The following is a 23888-nucleotide window of genomic DNA, read 5'->3' as shown; positions in this document are numbered from 1 at the left end:
CTGGCGTGCCCTGAAGGCCTTTGACCATGCAGCCCTTAGCCGAAAAATCCCGACTGGTGCAACGCCTGCGCCGCCGCTACGAAAACCTGTTGCATTTGTTGCCGCCGGGCACCCCCACCCGGGCCAGCATGGCCGAGGCCCTGGCCGCCTTGCGCGAGCGCCAGTACGACACCAGTGCGGCCCTGCGCATCCTGCGCCAACTGGTCATGGAGCGCCTGGTGGTGTTGGATTGCGAGCAGCAGGCCCCGCTCCACACCGTCACGCGTGCGGTCACCGAGCTGGCCGAGTTGGCCCTGGACGTGGCTTGCACCGAGGCGCAGCAAGAGTTGGACAGCCGGCACGGCGTCCCCCTGGGCCCGGACGGCCAGCGCGCCGAGCTGTGGGTCATCGGCATGGGCAAGCTGGGGGCACGCGAACTCAATGTGTCCAGCGACATCGACCTGATCTACGTCTACGACCACGACGGCGAAACCGCCGGCCAGGCCGATGGGCGCGGCCGCATCACCCACCATGAGTACTTTGCGCGTGCCGTGCGCATGATTTTTGGCCTGATTGGCGACACCACCGAGCACGGCTTTGTCTTCCGCGTCGACCTGGCGCTGCGCCCCAACGGCAACTCCGGGCCGGCCGCCGTGTCACTGAGCGCGCTGGAGGAGTACTTCCAGGTCCAGGGCCGCGAGTGGGAACGCTTTGCCTGGCTCAAGAGCCGGGTCATTGCACCGCGCGCCTGCCTGGGCAACCCAGGCGTGCAGCAACTGCGCGGCGTGGTGCTGCCCTTTGTGTTCCGCCGCTACCTGGACTACAGCGTGTTCGAGGCCTTGCGCATCCTGCACCGCCAAATCCGTGAACATGCCGCGCGCCGCAGCGCCGGCCACCCCGAGCGGGCCAACGACGTCAAGCTGTCGCGCGGCGGCATCCGCGAGATCGAATTCACCGTGCAACTGCTGCAAGTGGTGCGCGGCGGCCAGTACCCCGAACTGCGCTGCCGCCCCACCTTGGAGGCTTTGCAACGCCTGGCCCGCGCCGGCCTGATGCCCACCGAGACCGCCGAGGCACTGGCCCGGGCCTATACCTTTTTGCGTCGGGTGGAGCACCGCATCCAGTACCTGGACGACCAGCAAACCCATGTGCTGCCCACCCAGGACGACGACCTGAAATGGGTGGCCCAGACCCTGGGCTTCGAGAGCTACTGCCCGTTTTTGCATGAACTCGACGCGCACCGTGAACTGGTGGCGCAAGAGTTCGACATCCTGCTGGGCCAGAGCGAAGAGCGCAAAAGCTGCCGCGGCGGTGGCTGCGGCGGCCCCAAGGGAGGACAACCGCCCGCCGAGATCGAGGGCCTGCTGGACCAACTCCCCGAGCGTTTGCGCGAGCGCCTGAAGCCCTGGCGCGACCACCCCCGCGTGCAGGCCTTGCGCGAGGACGTGCGCTCGCGCCTGATCCGCCTGATCCAGCGCAGCAGCCTGTGGGTGCGTGAAGGCCGGGTGACGGAAGAATCCGCCTTGCAGCTGGTCAACTGGCTCGAGCCCCTGCTGCGCCGCGAAAGCTACCTGGCCATGCTGCTGGAACGCCCCGCGGTGCACGAACGCCTGATGCACCTGCTGGGCGCCGCCCGCTGGCCGGCACGCTACCTGCTGCAGCACCCCGGGGTGATCGATGAGCTGGCCAGTGACGCCATGCTCAGCGAACGCTTCCACCCGGCCGAGTTCAAGGACGAGCTGTCACGCCGCATCGACTCGCTGCGCTCCACCGGCGAAGACGACGAAGAGACCCTGCTCAACTTGCTGCGCCGCGCCCACCACGCGGAGACCTTCCGCACCCTGGCGCGCGACGTCGAGGGTCGCCTGAGCGTCGAACAGGTGGCCGACGACCTGAGCCTGCTGGCCGACACCTTGCTGCAAATCACCGTGCGCTGGTGCTGGGAACGCCTGAAGAACCGCCACCGCAGCGACGCCGACCTGCCGCAGTTCGCCATCATTGGCTACGGCAAGCTGGGCGGCAAAGAGCTGGGCTATGGCAGTGACCTGGACATCGTCTTCGTTTACGAAGACGAGGACGAGCGTGCGCCCGAGGTGTTTGCCGCCTTTGTGCGCAAGCTGATCAACTGGCTCAGCGTGAAGACCGGCGAAGGCGATCTGTACGAGATTGACACCGCGCTGCGCCCCAACGGCAACTCGGGCCTGCTGGTCACCACCTTCGAGGCCTATGCCAAGTACCAGTCCCAGCGCGGCAGCAACACGGCCTGGACCTGGGAACACCAGGCCATGACCCGCGCCCGCTTTGTGCTGGGCAGCCCCGCCTTACAAGCCCGCTTTGACGCGGTGCGCGAGGCCGTCATCACCGCGCCGCGCGACGCCCAGGCCTTGCGCCAGGAGATCGTCACCATGCGCGAACGGGTGCGCAGCGCCCATGCCGTGCGGGCGGGCCAATTCGACGTCAAACACAGTGTGGGCGGCATGGTGGACGCCGAATTTGCCGTGCAGTACCTGGTGCTGTCGCAATCGGCCCAGCACCCCGAGTTGCGCGCCAATGTGGGCAACATCGCACTGCTGCAACGCGCCGAAGCCACCGGCCTGCTGCCCGCCGGTGTGGGCGAGCGCGCGGCGGTGGCCTACCGAGAACTGCGCCGCATCCAGCACCAGGCCCGACTCAACGAAGAGCCGACCCAGATCGACCCGGACCAGGTGAAAACCGAGCGCGAGGCCATCGAGGCCTTGTGGAGGACGGTGTTCGAATGAAACCAGGCCGGTCGGGGCCTTGAGCCCCGGCCTGCGCAGCTCAGGCGCCAGCGGCGATCTGGCGCAGTGCCTGCTCGAACACCTCAGGCGGTTGACCGCCCTGGATCAAATGCCGGTCGTTGATGATCACGGCAGGCACCGAGTTGATGCCGTGCTGTTGGTAGAAGGCCTCCTGGTCCCGCACCTCGCCAGCAAATTCATCGCTGGCCAGAATGGCCTGTGCCCGGTCGGCGTCCAGACCGACGGCAGCCGCCAATTCGACCAACACCACCGGGTCTGAAGGGTTGCGGCCCGCGCCGAAGTACGCGTCAAACAAGGCCTTCTTGAGCGCCAGTTGCCGGCCTTCGCCTTCGGCCCAATGCAGCAGGCGGTGGGCGTCAAAGGTGTTGTAGATGCGGTCACGGGCGGCCATGTTGAAGGCGAAACCCACCGATGCGCCACGTTGGCGGATGGCTTCGCGGTTGGCGGCGCTCTGCTCGGGCGTGGCGCCGTACTTCTGGGCCAAATGCTCGGAGATGTCCTGGCCTTCTGGCCCCATCTGCGGGTTGAGCTCAAAGGGTTGGAAGTGCAGCTCTGCCTGCACCGAACCGTCCAAGCGCTGCAAGGCTGTTTGCAGGCCGTTCAAGCCGATGGCGCACCAGGGGCAGGACACATCAGAAACAAAATCAATCTTCAGCACGGTGGGAGTGGTCATGGGGCCTCGCAGCAAGGTGCAGCGCCCAGAAGCGCCACAGACAAATCAAGAATCGCCGCATGGTAGGCCAAAGTGGCGAGCCTTGCTGGGCAGCAAAGCAAACACGAACGGAGCTCAGGTTAAGCTTTGCGCCCCATGCCGCACACCCTCTCCGCCCCCGCCCACGCCGAACTGGTGATCAAAAAGAGCCGCTTCATTTGCTGTGTGCAGCCCATGGCCGACCGCACGGCCGCCCAGGCCGTGGTGCAGCAATTGCGCGCCCAGCACCCAGGTGCCGCCCATGTCTGCTGGGCCTTGCTGGCCGGCGGGCAGTCCGCCGCGGTGGACGATGGCGAGCCGGGCGGTACGGCGGGCCGCCCCATGCTGGACGTGCTGCGCCACCAGGACCTGGAAGGCGTGCTGGCCACCGTGGTGCGTTACTTTGGCGGCGTCAAACTGGGTGCTGGCGGCCTGGTGCGGGCCTACACCGACAGCGTGGCCCAGGCATTGCTGACTGCGCCCAAGGTCCGGCTGGAAAAATGGTGTGAACAGGCCTGCAGCGTGCCCTATGCACTGGAGGGCAGCCTGCGCCGCGAACTGGACCTGGTCCAGGCCGAGTTGCTGGACGTGCAGCATGGCAGTGTGGTCACGGCACGTTGGCGCTTGCCGGCCTCCAAGCAAGCCGCCCTGGTGGCGCGCTTGCAGGAAATGGGGCAAGGCCGGCTGGCCTGGGTCGAGGCCTGATCGCCCCTGCCGGGGCCCGCTCCCCAAGGGATGATGTGAAATTCATACAAATGGATACATAAAACCGGCAGTCGTTGACTTGACAGTCACAACGGTCAACTATCAGTCCCCTCAGACCAAAGCAATGCGCTCATAATCAAAACAGATCATGAAGCTCGTCAAGCTAGACCTCGAAACCATTCCTCTGGGCTACCCCTTGCCGTTTGTGTTGCGCAGCAGCACGGGTGTCCTGCTGGCCCAAAAAGGCTATGTGGTGCAATCCAAGGAAGAGCTGCAGGCCATGGCCATGCGCGGGCTCAACCTGTGCGTGGACACCGACGAGTCCGGCGACAGCCACCGCGCCTATGTGAGCAAGCTGCACGCCATGGTGCGTGAGGGCAAGACCCTGGGCACCATCGCTTCGACCCAGTTCATCACCGACGGCAAAGGCCCGGAAAGCACGGCACCGACCATCACCGACGCCAGCCGCCGACCCAACTGGCACGACATCCAGGTGCGCGCCAACGGGGTGCTGCGCAACCCCGACAGCAGCGGCTTCATGACCCGCTTGTTCCAGCTGCATGCCGACCTGATGCTGCTCAAGGACCGCCAGCCCGATGCCACCCTGTTTGCGCTGATGCACCTGTCGGCCACGGAAACCCGCATGTACAGCGCCACCCACGCCATGTTGGTGTCGGTGGTGTGCATGCTGGCGGCGCGCCAGGTGCTCAACTGGACCGAGGACCAGGTCAGCTGCCTGGGCAAAGCGGCCCTGACCATGAACATCAGCATGACCGAGATGCAAGACCAACTGGCCCAGCAGGCCCAGCCGCTGACCAACTTGCAGGTGCAAACCATTGACAACCACTCGGCAGAATCGGTCGCTCTGCTCAAGAAACTCGGGGTCGAAGAGCCCGACTGGCTGGAAGCCGTGGCCCACCACCATGACCGCAAGCCGGGGCCCTTGGCCCCGCGCCCGATCGCGCAGCAGATGGCCCGGCTGATCCAGCGCGCCGACATTTTTGGCGCCCGCATGGCGCCGCGTGCCACGCGCTCGCCATTGCCCTCCACCGCGGCCATGCAGGGCAGCTACTTTGATGAAGAGAAAAAAGTCGACGAAGCCGGTGCGGCCCTGATCAAGGCCGTGGGCATGTACGCGCCGGGCTCCTATGTGAAGCTGGCCTCGGGCGAAATCGCTGTGGTCACCAAGCGGGGCCAGACGCCGAGCACGCCGCGGGTGGCGGTGCTGATCAACCGCCAGGGCATGGCCACGGCCGAGCCCACGGCGCGCGACACGGCTCAAGCCAATTTCAAGGTGCTCAGCGGGGTGCCGGTGAAAGACGTCAAAACCCATTTGCCCCTGGAGCGCTTGCTGACGCTGATGTGAGTCAGTGCCTCCAAGCCCCCCTGAAGCCAAACGGCCCTTGACGGGCCGTTTTGTTTTGCGCGTGGACGTGGAGGCCTGCGAGGCATCCACGTGGCCACAGGATCACGCGGGCTGTGCGCCTGCGGCGGGTGTGCCCGACGTGGCCGGCGCCAGGCTGGCTGCGAGCTCCTTGCGGTAGCGGTTGAGTTCTTGCACGCTCTTGAAGCTGCGGTCCATCAGCAGGCTCATGTTGTGCAGGATGCGGTCCACGACCTTCGTTTCCCACACGGCGTCAAAGTTGATCTGCTTGTCCAGCCAGTGTTCCAGCCACTCGGGGTTGGGCAGGCGGCTCTGGATGGTGTCACGCGGGAACAGGTCTTTGTTGACGTGCAGGTTGGTGGGGTGCAGTGCTTGCGCGGTGCGGCGAGCGCTGGCCATGAGCACCCCCACCTTGGTGAAAGCGGCTTTGGCGTCGTTGCCAAAGTTGTTGATGGCGCGCTTCATGTAACGCAGGTAGGCACCACCGTGGCGGGCTTCATCCTGGCTCAGCGTGGTGTAGATCTGCTTGATCACCGGCTCGGTGTGCCACTCGGAGGCGCGGCGGTACCAGTGGTTGAGGCGGATTTCGCCGCAGAAATGCAGCATCAGGGTTTCGAGGGCCGGCGCGGGGTCGAACTCAAAACGGATTTCATGCAGTTCTTGCTCGGTGGGCACCAGCTCGGGGCGGAAGCGGCGCAGGTACTCCATCAGCACCAGGGAGTGCTTTTGCTCCTCGAAGAACCAGATCGACATGAAGGCCGAAAAATCGCTGTCACCCCGGTTGTCACGCAGGAACATCTCGGTGGCCGGCAGGGCGGCCCACTCGGTGATGGCATTCATCTTGATGGTCTGGGCCTGCTCGTCCGACAGCTTGGAGGCATCGAACTGGTCCCAGGGAATGTCCTTGTCCATGTCCCAGCGGACGGACTCGAGTTGCTTGAAAAGTTCAGGGTAGAGCATGGCGATCTTTCGTTATTCCCCCAATTTTAAGGGCTTGGCTCAAAAAACCTTTACAAATCATCGAGATGGTCAAGGACATAAGTGGCCGTTTCGGTTATGCGGTCCCGCTCCTCGGGGGACAAGCGTGCCGTGCTTTTGACCATCAAGGCGGTGCGGGGGTTGCGCGCCAGCTCATCGGCATGGCGCAGCAAGAAGTGCCAATACAAGGTGCTGACCGGACAGGCCTTGGGGCCCACGCGCTGAGCCGGGTCGTAGGCGCAGCCCTGGCAGTAGTTGCTCATGCGCTTGAGGTACTGGCCACTGGCAATGTAGGGCTTGCTGGTGAAACGCGGACCGGTGGCGTGCAAGGCCATGCCCGCCGTGTTGGGCAGCTCCACCCACTCCACGGCATCCACGTACATGGCCAGGTACCAGTCGCTGACCAGGCGCGGCTCCACCTCGGCCAACAAAGCGAACTGACCGGTCACCATCAGGCGCTGGATGTGGTGGGCGTAGCCATGCGCCAAGGTTTGCTGCACCACCTCGCGCTGGCAGGCCATGCGGGTCTGGCCGGTCCAGTACCAGGCGGGCAGGGCGCGGTGATGGTCAAAGTGGTTGGCCTCGGCCATGTGCGGCATGTCCAGCCAGTACAGGCCCCGGATGAACTCACGCCAGCCCAGGATTTGCCGGATGAAACCCTCCACACTGGCCAGCGGCAGGTGGCGCTCGCGCCAGGCGGTTTCAGCAGCGGCAATCACCTCGCGCGGGTCCAGCAGGTGCAGGTTCAAGGCCACCGACAGCAGCGAATGCCAACCCCAAGGCGTGCCGGTCCACATGGCATCCTGGTAGGGGCCGAAGGGCGCCAAGCGCACGGTGATGAAGCGGTCCAGCGCCTCCAGCGCCTGGGCCCGCGTGACGGGCCAGACAAAGTGGGCCAGCGAACCCGGGTGGTCAGGGAACTGCTCCGCCACCAAGGCCAGCACTTGTTCGGTGATGCGGTCTGGCGGGAACTGCTCCGGCGTGGCGATGGGGCCTGGACCACTGGACGGAAAGCCCTGTCGGTTGTCGCTGTCGTAATTCCACTGCCCGCCCGCCGGGTCACGCCCGTCCATGAGCACGCCGTGGCGGCGCCGCATGTCGCGGTAGAAGAACTCCATGCGCAGTGTCTTTTTGCCCAGGGCCCAGCGCGCAAATTCGGCGCGGGAGCACATGAAATGCGGGTCTGCCAAGACCTCAAAGTCCACCCCCAGCCCATGCGCCACGCTGCGCGCGGACTCCAGCGTGCGCCAGTCGCCAGGCTCGCACAGGCGCAGGACCTTCGGCTGCAGTGTTTGCAAAGCCTGCTGGGCGCGACCTGCCAGACTGGGCTCGTCAGGCATGTCGGTCAGCCGCACATAGGTGTAGGCCCAGCCCTGACGGTGCAGGTCGTTGCAGAAATGCCGCATGGCCGACAAAAAAACGGCTATTCGCGCCCGGTGGTTCCAGACGGCGCGGGCTTCGCCTGGCGCCTCCACCATCAGCACATGGTCGGTGGCCGGGTTGAAGTCGACCAGGGCGGGGTGCCCCAGCCACAACTGGTCACCCAGTACCCACACGACCCGCTGGGGGCGGGTCCAGGCCGGGCTGCTGCGCTCGGGGCTCATGGCCGGCTCCGGGGTGCTGAAAGCTGATACGCGCGCATGGTCAAAGCCTGTGTCAACAAAGTGGAGAAATAAAAACCAAATGGTATTAAAAGAATACTAAGCAGTATACTTTCGCAAGGATGAAGATACGTCTTCTCACCAATTTCCGAACTGGGGTCTGTATGCGCACTGTTCTTGCCGCCAAACTGCTGCTGCCATGGGTCTGGGGTCTTGTCTGGGCCCTGCCGGCCAGCGCCGCCAACCCGGCCCCCAGCGCGGCCACAGGCAGCGACGCGGCCTGCCCAGCCATCTTGCAACACACCTTCGCCCGCCTGCAAGACGAAAAGCCACAGTCGCTGTGCCAGTACAAGGGCAAGGTGCTGCTGGTGGTCAACACGGCCAGTTACTGCGGTTTCACGGGCCAGTACAAGGGCCTGGAAGGCCTGCATGCCCGCTACAAGGACCAAGGCCTGGTGGTGCTGGGCTTCCCATCCAACGATTTTTCGCAAGAAACCGGCAACAACCAGCAGATTGCGGACTTCTGCGAAAACACCTTCGGGGTGAAGTTTCCGATGTTCGCCAAGAGCAGCGTGTCGGGTGCGCAGGCCTCCCCCTTCTACAAGCAACTGGCGCAGATGTCGGGTCAGACCCCGCGCTGGAACTTCTACAAGTACGTGATCAACCGCAAGGGCGAGTTGGTGGGCAGCTACTCCAGCATGACCGGCCCTGACGACAAAGCCCTGCTCAAAACCCTGCAACGTGAGTTGGCAGCCCCCTGAGGCTGCGGAGACCAACGCCATGCCTCTCTCTTTTGACAGGAAATTACCTGTGAACCGGTGGAACTTTCTGTCGCCGACCCCACTCTACGCATCACTGAACACCTTGGGTGGACAGTGTCTTTCGATGTTGCGAAGCCTTCTGGCGCCGTGTGGCCCAGATGAAATCCTGAAACGCTTCTCCTCCTCCCTCCCTCCCTCCTTCGTTTCGGGGCGCTTCGCAACACTTTTCTTCCCCTCGCCTTGGGCTGCCCTGGGTCGGAGGTCCACATGAAGATCGCCATCATTGGCTCCGGCGTCTCGGGCCTGGCAGCAGCGCACGCGCTGCGCGGCCACGCCGAGATCAGCTTGTTCGAGGCCGGTGACTACTTTGGGGGCCATGCCCACACGGTCGATGTCACCCTGCCCACGCCGCGCGGTCCGGTCACCCACGGGGTGGACACGGGCTTTCTGGTCTACAACGAGCGCACCTACCCCCAACTGATCAGCCTGCTGGCCGAGCTCGGCGTCGCCACCTCGCCGTCGGACATGTCGTTTTCGGTCCAAGTGCCGGACGCCTTGGGCCCAGGCCGCAAGCTGGAATGGAGCGGCTCCAACCTGTCCACGGTCTTCGCTCAGCGGGGCAACCTGCTGAACCCCCGCTTCCTGGGCATGCTGGCCGATCTGCTGCGCTTCAACCGGCTGACGACGCAAATCGCCCAGGCGGCGCAAGAGTCCGCGCTGATGCAGCCGCTGGAAGACTTCCTGCGCGAGCACCGCTTTGGCGACGCCTTCCGCGACTGGTACTTCCTGCCCATGCTGGGCTGCATCTGGAGCTGCCCGACCGACCAGATGCTGCGCTTCCCGGTCGCCACCATGATCCGGTTTTGCTACAACCACGGCCTGATCCAGGTCAGCAACCGCCCGGCTTGGCACACCGTGAGCGGCGGCTCGCGCCACTATGTGGAGAAGATCACCGCCGGCATCGCCGACAAGCGCCTGAACACCCCGGTGCGCCTGATTGAGCGTGACGCAGCGGGTGTGCGCATCATCACCGATGGCCGCGCCGAGCGCTTTGACCGCCTGATCCTGGCCACCCATTCCGACCAGGCCCTGGGCCTGTTGCGGGACGCCTCGGCGGCGGAGCATGAAGTGCTGGGGGCCATCAGCTACCAGCCCAACCTGGCCGTGCTGCACACCGATGCCCGCGTGCTGCCGCAGCGCCGCAGCGCCTGGGCCGCCTGGAACTACGAACGCGCGCAAAGCAAGGAGCGCGAATCGGCCCGCGTCTGCCTTCACTACCTGCTCAACAAGCTGCAACCGCTGCCCTTCGAACAACCGGTGCTGGTGTCGCTCAACCCGGTGCAGGACATCGACCCCGCGCAAATCTTGGGCCGCTATGAGTACGCGCACCCGGTGTTCGACCAGGCCGCCATCCGGGCCCAGCAGCGCGTGCCTGAACTGCAAGGCCAGCAGCACACCTGGTTCTGCGGTGCCTGGACCGGCTACGGCTTCCATGAGGACGGCCTCAAGTCCGGCCTGCAAGCGGCGCGCCAAGTGCTCAACAGCTTGCCCCAAAGGCAAGCGCAAGCCGCATGAACCCGCGACCCCAGGCGCAGGCCAAGGCCCCCGGCACACCGGGGCCAGACCGTCCGCTGCTGGGCTTTGGCCAGGTGCGCCACACCCGCCTGCGGCCGGCGCACAACGCCTTCGCCTACCCCACGTTCTTTGTCATGCTGCCCATGCGCGGCGCGGCGCTGCACGACAGCCCGCTGGCCATCAACCGGCGGGGCGCACTGAGCTTTCATGACCGCGACCACGGTGACGGCAGAGCGCCTGAGCAAGGCGGCGCGCTGGCTTGGCTGGACGAGCTGCTGACCGCCGAAGGCATTGCCGACGCCGACGGCCAGGTCTGGTTGCACTGCTACCCGCGCGTGCTGGGCTACACCTTCAAGCCCGTGAGCTTCTGGTACTGCCACCGGCGCGACGGCACGCTGCGCGCCATCGTGGTCGAGGTCAACAACACCTTTGGCGAACGCCACTGCTACTTGCTGGACCAGCCCGCCTGGGGCCAGGAGCTGAGCGCGCGCAAGGTGTTCCACGTGTCGCCGTTTTGCGCCATCAGCGGTGGCTACCGCTTTCGCTTCATGCGCACCACGCAAGCCGGTCAGGAGCGCACGGTGGTGCGCATCGACCACGACGACGAAGCCGGCCCGCTGCTGCAAACCAGCGTCAGTGGCCGGTTGGTTCCCATCGACGCGGCCAGCCTGCGCCACGCGCTCTGGGGCTACCCGCTGATGACGCTGGGCGTGATGGCCCGCATCCACTGGCAAGCGCTCAAGCTCTGGCTCAAGCGCGTGCCCTTTTTCCGCCAGCCCGAGGCCCCCAGTGCCTTTGTGAGCCGTTGAAACCCAACCCAACGACACCGCTATGAACAGCAGTACCGCCACCTCCCGCTTCGTTCTGCCCCAGGGCACCCCAGCGGCCGCCCGTACCGCCGTCAAACTGCTGCAACGGCTGCAGCACGGCTCTCTGACCGTGCAGTTCCCCGACGGCTCGCTGCAGCACTTCGGCAACGGCGACGGCCCCGCCGCCGCCATGACGATGCGCAACTGGCAGGTGTGCCACGCGGCGCTCAAGTCGGGCGACATCGGCTTTGCCGAAAGCTACATCGCCGGCGACTGGACCACCCCCAACCTGACCGAGTTGCTGAAGGTCTTCCTGGCCAACCGCCAGCATGTGGACGACGTGATCTATGGCAGTTGGGCTGGCCGCCTGCTGTACCGCCTCAAGCACCTGCTGCACCGCAACACGCGCAGCAACAGCCGCAAGAACATCCACGCCCACTACGACTTGGGCAACGCCTTCTACGAGCTGTGGCTGGACGACACCATGAACTACTCCTCGGCCTGGTTCGAGGGCGGACCCGAGCAGGACATGCGCCAGGCCCAATCCGCCAAGGTGCGCCGCGCCCTGCGCATGGCCCGCGTCGAACCCGGCCAGCGCGTGCTGGAGATCGGCTGCGGCTGGGGCGCGCTGGCCGAAATGGCCAGCACCGAATTCCAGGCCTCGGTGACCGGCGTGACCCTGTCCACCGAGCAGCTGGACTTTGCCCAGGCGCGCATGCAGCGCCTGGGCGTGCCCGAGCGTGCCGACCTGCGCTTGCAGGACTACCGCGACATCCAGGACGAACCCTTTGACGCCATCTGCTCGATCGAGATGATCGAAGCCGTGGGCCGCGAGTACTGGCCGACCTACTTCGAGACGGTGCACCGCCTGCTCAAACCGGGCGGCCGCGCCTGCATCCAGAGCATCGTGATCGACGACGCGCTGTTTGAGCGCTACATCGGCGCCACCGACTTCATCCAGCAGTACATCTTCCCCGGCGGCTGCCTGCCGTGCCCGCGCGAGTTCCGCCAGGCCGCTGAGGCTGCGGGCCTGCAGGTGGAAGACAGCTTTGCATTCGGCCAGGACTACGCGCTGACCCTGCAGCACTGGCGCGAGCGCTTCTTGGCGCAACGCAGCCGCATCCAGCAGCTGGGCTTTGACGATCGCTTCATGCACATCTGGGAGTTCTACCTCGCCTACTGCGAGGCGGGCTTTGCCATGGGCAGCATCGACTTGGTCCAGTACACCCTGGTCAAGCCCCAGCCATGACCCAACTGACGCGCCGCCGCTTCAACCGCCGCCTGGCCCTGGGCTTGGGCAGCGTTGCGCTGGGCGCACCAGCCCAGACGCCGGTTGCCGAGGCCCCCTTGGCTGGCGGCCGTGCCGCAGGCCAGGCGACCATGCGCTTTTTGGGCCTGGAGATTTACCACGCCCAGCTCTGGGTGAGCCCGGGCTTTGAGCCCGAGCAGTACGCAGCGTTGCCCCTGGCGCTGGAGCTGACCTACCAGCGCGAATTCAGTGGCAGTGCGATTGCCAAACGCTCGCTCGACGAGATGAAGCGCATCGGCGAATTCAGCTCCGAGCAAGGCACGCGTTGGCTGCAACAGCTGCAGGCCCTGCTGCCCGACGTGAAGCGCGGCGATCGCCTGCTGGGCCTGCACCAGCCCGGGGTGGGCGCCAGCTTCAAGATGGGTGGTAAGACCCTGGGCACGCTCAACGACCCCTTGTTTTCACGGTTGTTCTTTGGCATTTGGTTGTCGCCGGCCACCTCCGAGCCCAAGCTGCGCCAAGCGCTGATCACCTTGGCGGCGCCATGAGCTCCCAGCCCTGGACCTGGCGCCATGGTCTGAGCTACGGCCTGCTGGGCCTGCCCCTGGCCTTCGTGGCCCTGCCGCTGTACGTGCTGCTGCCCAACCACTACGCCCGCGAGTTCGGCATGCCCCTGGCCAGCCTGGGCGCCTTGCTGCTGGGCGCGCGCCTGCTCGACGCCTTGATCGATCCCTGGCTGGGCCGCCTGAGTGACCGCCTGTTCCAGCGCTCGGTGCACGCCGTCTGGCGCAGCGCCACCCTGGCCTCGGGCCTGCTGGCCCTGGGCATGACCGGCCTGTTTTTTCCACCCGCCCTGTCCGCCAACGGCCTCCTGGTCTGGGCGGGCGCCTTGCTGATGTTGACCTACGCGGCCTACAGCCTGCTGAGCATCGCCCACCAGTCTTGGGGGGCCCGCCTGGGGGGCGCTGAGCTGCAGCGTGGCCGCATCGTGGCCTGGCGCGAGGGCGCTGGCCTGCTGGGCGTCTTGCTGGCCTCCGTGCTGCCCTCCTTGGCGGGCCTGCCGGCCATGCTGGCCGCCCTGGCCTTGGGCCTGCTGCTGGGCGGCTGGGCCTGGCGCCGGGCGCCCCAGCCCCCGCAGGAGGCCCCAGGTGACACAGCAGCCACCAGCCTGTGGCAGCCCTGGCGGCAAGCAGGCTTCAGGCGCCTGCTGCTGGTCTTCATGCTCAATGGGATTGCCAGTGCCGTGCCCGCCACCCTGGTGCTGTTTTTTGTGCAGGACCGACTGCAGGCCAGCGCCGCCCAAGAGCCGCTGTTCCTGGGTCTGTACTTTCTCTGCGCAGCGCTGTCCATCCCGCTGTGGCTGAAAGCCGTGGGCCGCTTCGGCCTGGCGCGCAGTTGGCTGGCGGGCATGCTGCTGTCGGTCAGCGTGTTCGCCGGCGCCGCCGCGCTGGGCGAGGGCGACAGCCTGGCCTTTCTGGCGGTGTGCGCCCTCTCGGGTCTGGCCCTGGGCAGTGACCTGGCCCTGCCGGGCGCGCTGCTGGCCGGACTGATCCAACAACGCGACGGCGACCCCGCCCAAACGGGGGCCTACATGGGCTGGTGGAACTTCGCCACCAAACTCAATCTGGCCCTGGCCGCTGGCCTCGCCCTGCCTCTGCTGGGCCTGTTGGGCTACACGCCGGGCAGCCGCAGCGCCGAAGGCTTGCAGGCGCTGTCGCTGGCCTATGCGGTGCTGCCCTGCGGTCTCAAGCTGCTGGCGGCACTGGGGCTTTATGGCTTGATCGTGCGCCCTGCCAGCGCGGCTTCTCTCCCCCCATCCCCAAGGAGTTTTTCATGCAACGACGTTTGATGCTGGGGGCCTTGGGCACCAGTGCTTTGGCCCTGGGGGGCTGCGCCGGCCCCCAGGTGAGCGACTACCGCAACGAGAAGCCGGTGCTGAACCTGCGCCAGTACTTCAATGGTCGGGTCGACGCCCATGGCGTGTTCATGGACCGCAGCGGCCAGGTGGTCAAACGCTTCAGTGTGGTGATGGACTGCCAATGGCAGGGCGCCGAAGGCGTGCTCGATGAGCAGTTCAGCTATTCCGACGGCAGCACCCAGCGCCGCGTCTGGCGCATCACCGAATTGGGCGAAGGGCGCTACAGCGGCCGCGCCGACGACGTCATCGGCGAGGCAGTGGGTCAAAGCGCGGGCAACACCTTGCGCTGGAACTACACCCTGGCCTTGCCCGTGGACGGCAGCATCTACCACGTGCAATTTGATGACTGGATGATCCTGATGAACGACCAGGTCATGCTCAACCGCGCCACGATGAGCAAGCTCGGCGTGCGCCTGGGCGAGGTCATCTTGTCCTTTCAAAAGCGCTGAGCCATGAGCCTCAATCCCCGCATCACCGTTTGGCAAGGTCAGCGCGTGTGGCTGATCGGCGCCTCCAGTGGCATCGGGCGGGCCACCGCCAGTGCCTTGCACCGCCGAGGCGCGCAGGTGATCGTGTCGGCGCGTGGCGCCGCTGCGCTGAACAGCTTTGTGGCGGAACACCCTGGCAGCCAAGCCCTGGTGCTGGACTGCGCGGATGCCCAGCAGGTGCAGGCCGCTGCCGCGCAGTTGCTGGCCGCCGGCCCGCTGGCCCTGGTCTGCTACTGCGCCGGACACTACCGCGACCTGCGCGCCACCGACTACGACCTGGCGGAAATGCTGCGCCACCAAGAGGTCAACTACCTGGGCGCGCTCTACGTGCTGGCCGGTGTGCTGCCCGGCCTGCTGGCCCAGGCGCGTCAAGGCCAGCCGGGTCACATCAGCCTGGTCAGCAGTGTGGCGGGCTTTCGTGGCCTGCCCAAGAGCCTGGCCTACGGCCCCACCAAGGCGGCGCTGATCAACCTGGCTGAAACCCTGTACCTGGACCTGCACCAACAGGGACTGGGCGTGAGCGTGATCAACCCCGGCTTTGTGGCCACACCGCTGACGGCCCAAAACAACTTTGCCATGCCCGCGCTGATCAGCCCCGAAGAAGCGGCCCAGGCCATGCTGCAAGGCTGGGCACAGGGGCAGTTCGACATTCACTTTCCCAAGCGCTTCACGCGCTTCATGAAACTGCTGCGCCTGTTGCCTTATGGCCTTTATTTTCCGGTGGTGCGACGCGCCACTGGACTGTGACCATGAAGCCCGCGCCCCCCACGCCTTGGATGACTGACACCCGCGACCCCCACACGGCTCTGGCCGATATCGTGCTGTTCTTCGAACAGCTGCAGGCCAGCGACGTGGGCCGCCTGGGGCAGTTTTACGCTGCGGACGCCTACTTCAAGGACCCGTTCAACGAGGTGCGGGGCGTGCCCGCGATCGAAGCGGTGTTCAGCCACATGTTCCTGGCCTTGCACGAACCTCGCTTCGTGATCACCAACCAGGTGGTGCAGGACGAGCAGGCCTTTCTCAGTTGGGACTTTGTGTTTCGCTTCAAAGGCTTGGGCGGGCCCCAGGTCCAAACTGTGCGCGGCGTGAGCCACCTGCGCCTGGACGCTCAAGGCCGCATTGCCTGGCACCGCGACTACTGGGACGTGGCCGAAGAACTGTACGAAAAACTGCCCGGCTTGGGCGCGCTGATGCGCTGGCTCAAGCGCCGGGCGCGCAGCTGAAACAGCCCAGCAAGCGCCCCAATAAAAAACCGGCCGCCAGGGCCGGTTTTTTTGGGGAGGGCTCAGGACCTCACTCGGGGCGGGTGTCAGCAAAGCTGGGGCGTTGCATCAGCTTGTCCATCAAACGCGCCAGGTTGGGGTACTCGGTCCGCCAAGCAATCTCGGGGTAACGGAACTCCAGCCAACCCAGGGCGCAACCGACCGCGATGTCGGACAGGCTCAGGTGGATGCCGCTGCAATAGGCTTTGTCGCCCAGGCCTTGGCTCATGGCCTTGAGGGCCTCGTTGATCTTGCCAAACTGGCGGTCGATCCAGGCTTGGCAGCGCTGTTCAGGCGGGCGGTGCGCCCAGATCACTTCCATGCGGGCCAGCAGGCCGGCGTCCGACAAGCCGTCGGCCAAGGCCTCCCAGGTCTTGACCTCAGCGCGCTCGCGGCCCTGGGCCGGGATCAGCTTGCCCACAGGCGACAGGGTGTCGAGGTACTCAACAATGACGCGCGAATCGAACACGGCTTCGCCGCCTTCCATCACCAAGCAAGGCACTTTGCCCAGGGGGTTGGAGCTGCTGATCGTGGTGTCATCGGCCCAGACGTTTTCAACAACGAACTGGTAATCGAGTTTTTTCTCAGCCATCACGATGCGCACTTTGCGCACATAGGGGCTGGTGGTGGATCCGATCAGTTTCATGGGTCTCATTCTCAGGGTGGGGGACACGCAGTCCTTGGCACGCATTCTATCGACTCCCCCCCTCCCCCAAGCCGGCGTCCTACAATTCAGGGATGAGCTCCTCCCCCATCTCCGCCCTCTCGCCGCTGGACGGCCGTTACGCCAGCAAACTCAGCCCCCTGCGCCCACTCATGAGTGAGTTGGGTTACATGCACCGCCGCGTGCAGGTGGAGGTGGCCTGGTTCATCGCCTTGTCCGACGCTGGCTTCGCCGAATTCAAGCCGCTGACCCCCGGCGCCCGCACCTATTTGCTGGGCCTGGTGAAGAACTTCTCCGAAGCCGACGGCCTGGCCATCAAGGACATCGAAAAGACCACCAACCACGACGTGAAGGCCGTGGAGTACTGGATCAAGTCCAAGTTCGACGCCCGCCCGGAACTGCTGGCCGCATCGGAATTCGTGCACTTTGCCTGCACCAGCGAAGACATCAACAACACCAGCCACGCCCTGCAAATCAAGGCTGCCCGCGACCAGGTCATCCTGCCCGCCCTGGACGGCCTGATCAACAAGTTGCGCGAAATGGCCCAGGCCTACGCCGAGGTGCCCCTGCTGAGCCGCACCCACGGCCAGACCGCCAGCCCCACCACCGTGGGCAAGGAAGTCGCCAACGTGCTGGTGCGCCTGGCGGCCGCGCGCGAGAAGATCGCCGCCGTCAAGCTGCTGGGCAAGATGAATGGCGCGGTGGGCAACTACAACGCCCACCTCTCGGCCTGGCCCGACTTCGACTGGGAAGCCTTCAGCCGCAAGGTCATCGAAACCCCCGAGCCGCTGGGCCTGGGCCTGACCTTCCAGCCCTACAGCATCCAGATCGAGCCGCACGATTACATGGCCGAGTTCTTTGACGCCGTGGCCCGCGCCAACACCATCTTGGTCGACTGGTCGCGTGACGTCTGGGGCTATGTGAGCCTGGGTTACTTCAAGCAGCGCCTGAAGGCCGGTGAGATCGGTTCGTCGACGATGCCGCACAAGGTCAACCCGATCGACTTCGAAAACGCCGAAGGCAACCTGGGTCTGGCCAACGCCGTGCTGCGCCACCTGAGCGAAAAGCTGCCGGTGAGCCGCTGGCAACGTGACCTGACCGACAGCACCGTGCTGCGCAACATCGGCGTGGCCCTGGGTTACGCCGCGCTGGCCTACAGCTCGCTGAGCACCGGCCTGAACAAGCTCGAGCTCAACGAAGAAGCCCTGGCGGCTGACCTGGACGCGTCCTGGGAAGTGCTGGCCGAGCCGATCCAGACCGTGATGCGCCGTTTTGGCGTGCAAGGTGCTTACGAGAAGCTCAAGGAAGTCACCCGCGGCAAGACCGTGACCGCCGAAGCCCTGCACGGCCTGATCCGCTCGCTGGAGATCCCGCAAGCCGAAAAAGACCGCCTGCTGGCCATGACACCTGCCAGCTACGTGGGCAAAGCCGCCGAGCTGGCCCGCCGCGCCTGAGTCACCCACCCAGGTCCTGAGCCCCGGCTCGGGGCCTCAGCGCAGCCCCGCCCGACCCCGCGCCGGGAGGGCGCCAAGCCCCCCCTCTTTGCCTCGCCTCGCCCACCCTGGGCGCCGGGCCTGAACCCCAACCGCCATGGCCCTCAAATCCACCATCTTCAAAGCCGCGCTGTCGATTGCCGACATCGACCACAACTACTACGCCGACCACGCGCTGACCCTGGCGCGCCACCCCAGCGAGACCGATGAACGCATGATGGTCCGCCTGGCCGCGCTGGCGCTGCAAGCGCACTGGCTGCAAGACCTGTGCAACGGCGACGGTACGCTGGCCTTTGGCGCAGGTCTCTCGGACCCGGACGACCCGGATGTGTCGCTGACCGACTTCACCGGCCAAAAGCGCGTGTGGGTGGAAGTGGGCCAGCCCGAAGACAAGCCCCTGCTCAAGGCCTGCCAGAAGTCCGATCAGGTGCTGGTGTACTGCTTTCACCACGCGGCTGAAGTGTGGTGGCGCAGCATGGAGAGCAAGGTCGCGCGCATGGACAAGCTGCAGGTCTGGCGCGTGCCCACCGAGAGCTCGCAGGCGCTGGCCAAGCTCGCGCAACGCAGCATGCAGCTGCAGGCCACCGTGCAAGAGAACACCTTGATGCTCGGCGACGGCACACAGACCGTCGACATCGAGTGCGTGCGCTGGAAATGAAGCGCTGAACTGCCTGCTCAGGCCGGCCCGAAACGCGGGCGGGTGCGGGTGCGCGCCGCCGGCTGCTGGCCTGCTGCGGCCACCGCCGCGACGGCCGCGTGCGGCCCTTCAGCAGCGCGCTCCACATACCGGTTGAACCGCCAGGCGTCGCCCTCGATGGTGATGCGGCGCCAGGTGTGGCGCTTCTCGGCCGGGCTCATGCCGGGCCAATGCTGCACCTCGGAGAAGGTGCGACCACAGCCCTTGCACAACTCATCGCCCTGGCTGGTCGAACAGATGGCGATGCAAGGCGTGTCGGGCGTGCTGTCGTACCAGCCCTGCCAAGCGGCCGCCGCCCCGGCAGGCAGGGTGAATTCGTCGGCCTCGTCCTCATGGAAATACACCATCAAGGCATACACCTCGGCCAAAGCGCGCAACTCGGGCGGCAAGGTCACGCCGTCGGGCGATGGCCTCTTGTGGCGCCAGTAGTTGATGGCACTTTCGATGTCGGTGATGTGGATTCCAGCCATGGCAAAAAAGGATCAGGGGGCGCGATCATAAGGCCGCGCTCCCCAGGCCGCGGGCCAGGCGGCCCATGCCCCTCAACTCATGCGGCCAGCGCTTAAAGTCCCCAGAAGTCGGCAGGGTTTTCCGCACACAGAGCGGACTGGTGGTTAAATCCACCTCACGAAGGGGAGTAGCTCCCTCGGTGGCCCCAGCGTTCAGCGCGACGGCCACCAGATCAGCAAGTCGTCAATACGAAGAATTTCTTCCGGCTTGCTGGGCATTTATCTGCATGACTCCATGCCGAGCAAGACCTTCGATTCGAACCTGGGACAGGTTTGGTCGAAGTGCGCTTGAAGCCGCATCCGCCGGGGTGCGCGCCTCTGAACCACCGCCATCTGTCACCAGGGTTTGTTCTTGCAAATCCGGAGACTTTTCGCATGGAATTTTTATCTGCCCCCTGGTGGTCGGCGCTGCTGGCCATCATCCTCATTGACCTCGTGCTCGCTGGCGACAACGCCATCGTGATTGCGCTGGCCGCCCGCAACCTGCCCCCCAACCTGCAAAAGAAGGCCATCCTGTGGGGCACCGTGGGTGCCATTGCGGTGCGCTCGGTGATGACGGTGGGCGTGGTCTGGCTGCTCAAGGTCCCCGGCCTCATGCTGGTGGGCGGCCTGGGCCTGCTGTGGATTGCCTACAAGCTGCTGGCTGACCAGGACAGCGGCCACGGCGACGGCCCGGTGGTCAGCACTTTCTGGGGTGCCATGAAGACCATTGTGGTGGCCGACGCCCTGATGGGCATCGACAACGTGCTGGGCGTGGCCGGTGCCGCCCATGGCGCCTTTGACCTGGTGATCCTGGGGCTGCTGATCAGCGTGCCCATCGTGGTGTTTGGCAGCTCGGTGGTGCTCAAGTTGGTGGAGCGCTTCCCCGTGATCATCCATGCCGGCGCCGCCGTGCTGGCCTTCACCGCCGCCAAGATGATCGTGGGTGAGCCCCTGTTGGACGCCGTGTTTGATCCGCCGGAACTGGTGAACAGCATCGCCCGCTGGACGACTTACGGCGTGGCCATCGTCGGCGTGCTGGGTGCCGGTTGGCTGAGCACCCGCCGCCGTGCCGATCACGACGCTTCGCAGCAAAGCCCTGCGGCTTGAGGCGAGGTCCCGATGAGCTCTGTGGATTCAACCCGGCCCCACCAGGCCATCACGCAAGGAGACGCTATGGACACCCTGATTGCCTACATTGACGACGGCGAACACGCCAGCCAATTGCTGCTGCCCATGCGCGCTGCACGCGCAGCAGACGCCCCAGCCACGCAGTGGATCCTGGTGGCTTGCCCGCCGCGCATGACCCGCCGCGTCAGCCAGTGGGTGAGCCACGCCAACCGCGAACACTGGCGTGCCCGCTGGGCCGACAAGGTGTTGGGCCCGCTGGTGCAGGAGTTGCGCGGCCAGGGCGACCAAGTGAGCTGGCAACTGGCCCAGCAACCGCTGGCGGCCCTGACCCAAAGCCTGCGCCAGCAGCACCCGACTGCGCGCGTGTTGGACGCCCGTCGGCCCAAGCTGGGGGTGGACCTGGCACCGGTCAGCGCTGACCAACCCGCCTCGCATGACGCGCGTTGGAGCGTGCCTGGCGCCGTGGTCGGCCTGGGCGCGGCCTTGCTGCTGGCCGCGGACTGAGCCTCCCGCCATCCGCCCCAGGGTCATCGCTCTGGGGCGGCTCGGGTGCTATGCTGCGCCCATGAAACTCATCCTCAAATGGCTGTTCAGCGCCGCCTCGCTGCTGCTGGTGGCCTATGTCTATTCGGGCGTAGAGGTCACCAGTTTCACCTCGGCCCTGATCGCGGCTTTGGTGATTGGCCTGCTCAACGCCATCCTGCGCCCCGTGCTGGTGGTGCTGACCTTGCCGGTCACCGTGGTCACCTTGGGGCTGTTCCTGTTCGTCATCAATGCCCTGATGTTCTGGGCCGCCGCCACGGTGCTGGATGGCTTTCAGGTCACGGGTTTTGTGGCCGCGCTGATCGGCTCGCTGATCTACTCGGCCTTGGGCATGGTGATCGAATCAGCGCTGGGCCGACTGTTCCCGCAGGAGTAAGCCCACCTCGCGCGCGCGGGTGTCGATGATCGAAGCCTCCACGTGGTCGGCCCCGGCCTCGCCGCCGCGGCGCACCATGTCTTGCGCTGCCTTGAAGCGGTCCATCGCTGCGCTGTAATCGAAATGCGCCACCTGCGCCTCGGCCTCGGCCCGCAAGGCCCGCAGAGGCTTGCCGACGGCACGCCAGGCCGCGGCCATCATCTGCCAGGCGCTGGCGTCATGGGGACGCAGCGTGACCCAGGTCTGCAGGGTCTCGGCAGCGGCTTCAACCTCGGCGCTCACGCCTTGGGCCAGGCGTCCCTGCACGGCCAGGAACAAGGCAGGTCGCGGCCCTTGGGTACTGAGGGGCAAACGGGCCGCCGTCTCGGGTCGGCCTGCGGCCAAATCAATCTCACACAGCAACCAGGTTTGCAGGCGCTGCGCTTCGGGGTTGCCGCGCACTTTGTCTTGCAAGCGTATGGCCCATTGGCGCGCGCGTGGGTAGTCGCGCAGTTGGCGGGCTGCCAGGGCAGCGGTGTACAGCACCCCGGCCTGCCGAATGACCGGCAAGGCGGCAAAGCCAGCGGCATCGGGCTCGGCCACCCATTGGCGCTGCTGGTCGATGTTGCTGCTGCTCAGCGCGCGGGCGCGGGCGGCGATCAGGCTGTGCTCCAGGGTGGTGGGCACGGGGCCGGCGTCTTTGAGTTGCTGACGCGCCTGCATGTCGGCAATGCGCTCGGTGGTCAAAGGGTGGCTGCGCAGGTAGGGGTAGGCGCCGTTGTCATTCAGGCGTGAAGCCTGCTGCAGCTTGTCGAACATGGTGACAAAGCCTTGACCGTCGTAACCCGCCTGGGTCATGACGCCGTAACCCACGCGGTCGGCTTCGCGCTCCATGTCACGCGAAAAACGCAGCTGGTTTTGCAAAGTCAGGGCCTGCCCCCCCACCATCAAGGCGCTGGCAGCGTCCGGGCTTTTGCTGGCGGCCAAGGCGGCCAGGATCAGGGCCGCAATCATCAGCGGTGTCTGCTGACCTTCCTTGGACATCAAACGCGAGATGTGGCGCTGCGTGATGTGGCTCAGCTCATGCCCCAGCACCGAGGCCAATTCGTCCCGGTTGGCCACCACCGCGATCAGGCCTAGGTAAACCCCCATGTAGCCGCCGGGCAGGGCGAAGGCGTTGACCTGGCGATCACGCCCCAACACCACCTCCCAGGCGAAACGCTCGTCTTGGTCCGGGCTCAGCTCGCCCCGGCTGCGAGCGGCCTGCATCAGGGACAGCCAGATGTCCTCGACATAGGCCTGCAACACCGGGTCATCCAAGTAATCGGGGTCGCGGTAAAGCTCGCGCGCGATCTGGTCGCCCAGACGCCGCTCCGCCCCCAAGGTCATGCCCTCGCCCCCACCCAAGGACGGCAACTGGGCCGTCGCCAAGGGCGGAGCGCACAGGCTGAGGCACAGCAGCAGCCCCAGCGGCCGCCAGGCCAGTCGAGAAAGCGAGGAACGCGCCACGGTGATGTCTGCTCTCCAAAACAGGTCAGAACGAGTCGATGGGCAAAAAGCCCTGCACCGACCAGGAAGTGGGGTCCAACACCACGGTCCAGAAGGACTTGCGGCCCACCAATGGGATGTAAACCAGCCCCATGGCCTGGGTGCCCGTCGGCAAGCGGCTCACCAGCTCAGCAATGGCAGGGGCTTGGTCGGGGAAGCGCTTGGTCAATTCCGACAGGGGCTTGGCCGAAGCCTGAAGCTCGTCTTTGGCCGACAGGTAAGCTTGCCACAGATCGGGGCGCGAGGACAAAGACACCCCACTGAGCGCGGCCAACGTGGCATCTTGTTCTTCTTGAGGGCTTTTGAAAGGGCGCACAGACAACAAGCTGGGTCCGGTCCAAGGCAAGCGCCGCCACTGCGGGTCGGTTTGGGCCAGCAAGCCGTCATCCACCTCGATCGCATGCACCACACGGAAGCGGTTGAGCTCAAACACCAGATGCACCGGGCGCGCGACGGCCACGGTCCACAGGCCGTAACTGAGGGCGGCGATCTGCAACAGGCCAATCACAGAGAAGTCGAGCCGCCGCTCCCGGCGTGACTTCTGGCGGTTGTAGACCACCAGGGTGATCAAGGGACCGACGATGACGTCCACCCCCATGACCAGCAAGAACAGCTCACGCCCACCCGAGATCTCCCGGTAGGGGTAGGGGTACCAAAGACCGAACACGACCGCCGCCGCCAGCGCGGCGATCAACAAGCTGAGCAACAGATGCAGGCCGCTGGCGCGCAGCCTCTCCTGGATGGATTTCATACCCGTATGATGGCGAAAAATTGTTAACCCACGGCAAA

General features: G+C 65.7%; 24 protein-coding genes. 17 read left to right on the top strand and 7 right to left on the bottom strand.

All coding sequences use genetic code 11. The features are described 5' to 3' along the window. Positions 1 to 26: 26 nt before the first annotated feature. Positions 27 to 2738: a bifunctional [glutamate--ammonia ligase]-adenylyl-L-tyrosine phosphorylase/[glutamate--ammonia-ligase] adenylyltransferase gene (glnE, locus tag PSQ39_RS16000; RefSeq protein ID WP_273927833.1), complete on the top strand. Its 2712-nt coding sequence runs from the start codon at positions 27 to 29 to the stop codon at positions 2736 to 2738. A gap of 40 nt (positions 2739 to 2778) precedes the next feature. Here the strand turns inward: glnE and PSQ39_RS15995 are convergent, their stop codons facing one another. Beyond that, positions 2779 to 3432, bottom strand: a complete 654-nt coding sequence (locus PSQ39_RS15995; protein WP_273927832.1) for a DsbA family oxidoreductase — start codon at positions 3430 to 3432, stop codon at positions 2779 to 2781. 135 nt (positions 3433 to 3567) lie between these two features. Here PSQ39_RS15995 and PSQ39_RS15990 point away from each other — a divergent pair, with 135 nt between their 5' ends. Together PSQ39_RS15990 and PSQ39_RS15985 are read left to right on the top strand one after the other, a co-directional pair. Then, positions 3568 to 4155, top strand: a complete 588-nt coding sequence (locus tag PSQ39_RS15990; protein ID WP_273927831.1) for an IMPACT family protein — start codon at positions 3568 to 3570, stop codon at positions 4153 to 4155. Between the two features lie 148 nt (positions 4156 to 4303). Further along, positions 4304 to 5521 (top strand): HD-GYP domain-containing protein, encoded by a 1218-nt coding sequence (locus PSQ39_RS15985; protein WP_273927830.1) that lies wholly within the window; start codon positions 4304 to 4306, stop codon positions 5519 to 5521. 102 nt (positions 5522 to 5623) lie between these two features. Here the strand turns inward: PSQ39_RS15985 and PSQ39_RS15980 are convergent, their stop codons facing one another. Continuing rightward, positions 5624 to 6499, bottom strand: a complete 876-nt coding sequence (locus PSQ39_RS15980; protein WP_273927829.1) for a ferritin family protein — start codon at positions 6497 to 6499, stop codon at positions 5624 to 5626. A gap of 50 nt (positions 6500 to 6549) precedes the next feature. Continuing rightward, a complete protein-coding gene (locus PSQ39_RS15975; protein ID WP_273927828.1) occupies positions 6550 to 8121 on the bottom strand; it encodes a cryptochrome/photolyase family protein in 1572 nt (523 codons plus the stop codon). A gap of 161 nt (positions 8122 to 8282) precedes the next feature. Here PSQ39_RS15975 and PSQ39_RS15970 point away from each other — a divergent pair, with 161 nt between their 5' ends. The 9 genes from PSQ39_RS15970 to PSQ39_RS15930 all read left to right on the top strand — a co-directional run bounded on the left by PSQ39_RS15970 (position 8283) and on the right by PSQ39_RS15930 (position 16141). Further along, positions 8283 to 8879 carry a glutathione peroxidase gene (locus tag PSQ39_RS15970; protein ID WP_273927827.1) on the top strand — a complete coding sequence of 199 codons (597 nt, stop codon included), beginning with the start codon at positions 8283 to 8285 and terminating at the stop codon, positions 8877 to 8879. Between the two features lie 267 nt (positions 8880 to 9146). Continuing rightward, complete coding sequence (locus tag PSQ39_RS15965; RefSeq protein WP_273927826.1) at positions 9147 to 10454, top strand: NAD(P)/FAD-dependent oxidoreductase; 1308 nt, start codon at positions 9147 to 9149, stop codon at positions 10452 to 10454. Then, a complete protein-coding gene (locus tag PSQ39_RS15960) occupies positions 10451 to 11263 on the top strand; it encodes a DUF1365 domain-containing protein (protein WP_273927825.1) in 813 nt (270 codons plus the stop codon). Before PSQ39_RS15965 ends, PSQ39_RS15960 begins: the two co-directional genes overlap by 4 nt. A 22-nt stretch (positions 11264 to 11285) precedes the next feature. Next, positions 11286 to 12512 carry an SAM-dependent methyltransferase gene (locus PSQ39_RS15955; protein WP_273927824.1) on the top strand — a complete coding sequence of 409 codons (1227 nt, stop codon included), beginning with the start codon at positions 11286 to 11288 and terminating at the stop codon, positions 12510 to 12512. Continuing rightward, complete coding sequence (locus PSQ39_RS15950; RefSeq protein WP_273927823.1) at positions 12509 to 13060, top strand: chalcone isomerase family protein; 552 nt, start codon at positions 12509 to 12511, stop codon at positions 13058 to 13060. Before PSQ39_RS15955 ends, PSQ39_RS15950 begins: the two co-directional genes overlap by 4 nt. Then, on the top strand, positions 13057 to 14361 hold the full coding sequence (locus tag PSQ39_RS15945) for an MFS transporter (protein WP_273927822.1): 1305 nt from the start codon (positions 13057 to 13059) through the stop codon (positions 14359 to 14361). The genes PSQ39_RS15950 and PSQ39_RS15945 overlap by 4 nt, the downstream gene beginning before the upstream one ends. Continuing rightward, on the top strand, positions 14346 to 14879 hold the full coding sequence (locus tag PSQ39_RS15940) for a DUF3833 domain-containing protein (protein ID WP_273927821.1): 534 nt from the start codon (positions 14346 to 14348) through the stop codon (positions 14877 to 14879). Before PSQ39_RS15945 ends, PSQ39_RS15940 begins: the two co-directional genes overlap by 16 nt. A 3-nt stretch (positions 14880 to 14882) precedes the next feature. Further along, positions 14883 to 15665 (top strand): SDR family NAD(P)-dependent oxidoreductase, encoded by a 783-nt coding sequence (locus PSQ39_RS15935; RefSeq protein ID WP_273927820.1) that lies wholly within the window; start codon positions 14883 to 14885, stop codon positions 15663 to 15665. Between the two features lie 2 nt (positions 15666 to 15667). Beyond that, positions 15668 to 16141: a nuclear transport factor 2 family protein gene (locus PSQ39_RS15930; protein WP_409242046.1), complete on the top strand. Its 474-nt coding sequence runs from the start codon at positions 15668 to 15670 to the stop codon at positions 16139 to 16141. 70 nt (positions 16142 to 16211) lie between these two features. Here PSQ39_RS15930 and PSQ39_RS15925 read toward each other — a convergent pair whose 3' ends face one another. Continuing rightward, a complete protein-coding gene (locus tag PSQ39_RS15925) occupies positions 16212 to 16826 on the bottom strand; it encodes a glutathione S-transferase N-terminal domain-containing protein (protein WP_273927819.1) in 615 nt (204 codons plus the stop codon). Between the two features lie 92 nt (positions 16827 to 16918). On the opposite strand from PSQ39_RS15925, the gene purB reads away from it, so the two are divergent. Both purB and PSQ39_RS15915 read left to right on the top strand, forming a co-directional pair. Further along, positions 16919 to 18298, top strand: coding sequence for an adenylosuccinate lyase (gene purB, locus PSQ39_RS15920; protein WP_273927818.1), 1380 nt, complete (start codon positions 16919 to 16921; stop codon positions 18296 to 18298). Positions 18299 to 18434: 136 nt separating this feature from the next. Beyond that, positions 18435 to 18995, top strand: a complete 561-nt coding sequence (locus tag PSQ39_RS15915; protein ID WP_273927817.1) for a YaeQ family protein — start codon at positions 18435 to 18437, stop codon at positions 18993 to 18995. A gap of 17 nt (positions 18996 to 19012) precedes the next feature. Here the strand turns inward: PSQ39_RS15915 and PSQ39_RS15910 are convergent, their stop codons facing one another. Next, positions 19013 to 19504 carry a DUF3717 domain-containing protein gene (locus tag PSQ39_RS15910; protein WP_273927816.1) on the bottom strand — a complete coding sequence of 164 codons (492 nt, stop codon included), beginning with the start codon at positions 19502 to 19504 and terminating at the stop codon, positions 19013 to 19015. 414 nt (positions 19505 to 19918) lie between these two features. Here PSQ39_RS15910 and PSQ39_RS15905 point away from each other — a divergent pair, with 414 nt between their 5' ends. The 3 genes from PSQ39_RS15905 (at position 19919) to PSQ39_RS15895 (ending at position 21572) form a co-directional block, all read left to right on the top strand. Next, positions 19919 to 20632 carry a TerC family protein gene (locus PSQ39_RS15905; RefSeq protein ID WP_273927815.1) on the top strand — a complete coding sequence of 238 codons (714 nt, stop codon included), beginning with the start codon at positions 19919 to 19921 and terminating at the stop codon, positions 20630 to 20632. Between the two features lie 66 nt (positions 20633 to 20698). Beyond that, positions 20699 to 21157, top strand: a complete 459-nt coding sequence (locus tag PSQ39_RS15900; RefSeq protein ID WP_273927814.1) for a hypothetical protein — start codon at positions 20699 to 20701, stop codon at positions 21155 to 21157. A gap of 61 nt (positions 21158 to 21218) precedes the next feature. Further along, complete coding sequence (locus tag PSQ39_RS15895) at positions 21219 to 21572, top strand: phage holin family protein (RefSeq protein WP_273927813.1); 354 nt, start codon at positions 21219 to 21221, stop codon at positions 21570 to 21572. Here PSQ39_RS15895 and PSQ39_RS15890 read toward each other — a convergent pair. Both PSQ39_RS15890 and tfpZ read right to left on the bottom strand, forming a co-directional pair. After that, positions 21540 to 23060: a M48 family metalloprotease gene (locus tag PSQ39_RS15890; protein ID WP_457809672.1), complete on the bottom strand. Its 1521-nt coding sequence runs from the start codon at positions 23058 to 23060 to the stop codon at positions 21540 to 21542. The two genes, PSQ39_RS15895 and PSQ39_RS15890, sit on opposite strands and share 33 nt — an antisense overlap. 25 nt (positions 23061 to 23085) lie before the next feature. After that, positions 23086 to 23850, bottom strand: a complete 765-nt coding sequence (gene tfpZ, locus PSQ39_RS15885; protein ID WP_273927812.1) for a TfpX/TfpZ family type IV pilin accessory protein — start codon at positions 23848 to 23850, stop codon at positions 23086 to 23088. Between the last annotated feature and the right edge of the window lie 38 nt (positions 23851 to 23888).

This window comes from Curvibacter microcysteis, assembly GCF_028649455.1.
GTDB lineage: Bacteria > Pseudomonadota > Gammaproteobacteria > Burkholderiales > Burkholderiaceae_C > Curvibacter > Curvibacter microcysteis.
This window is presented reverse-complemented; position numbering and strand designations above follow the sequence as displayed.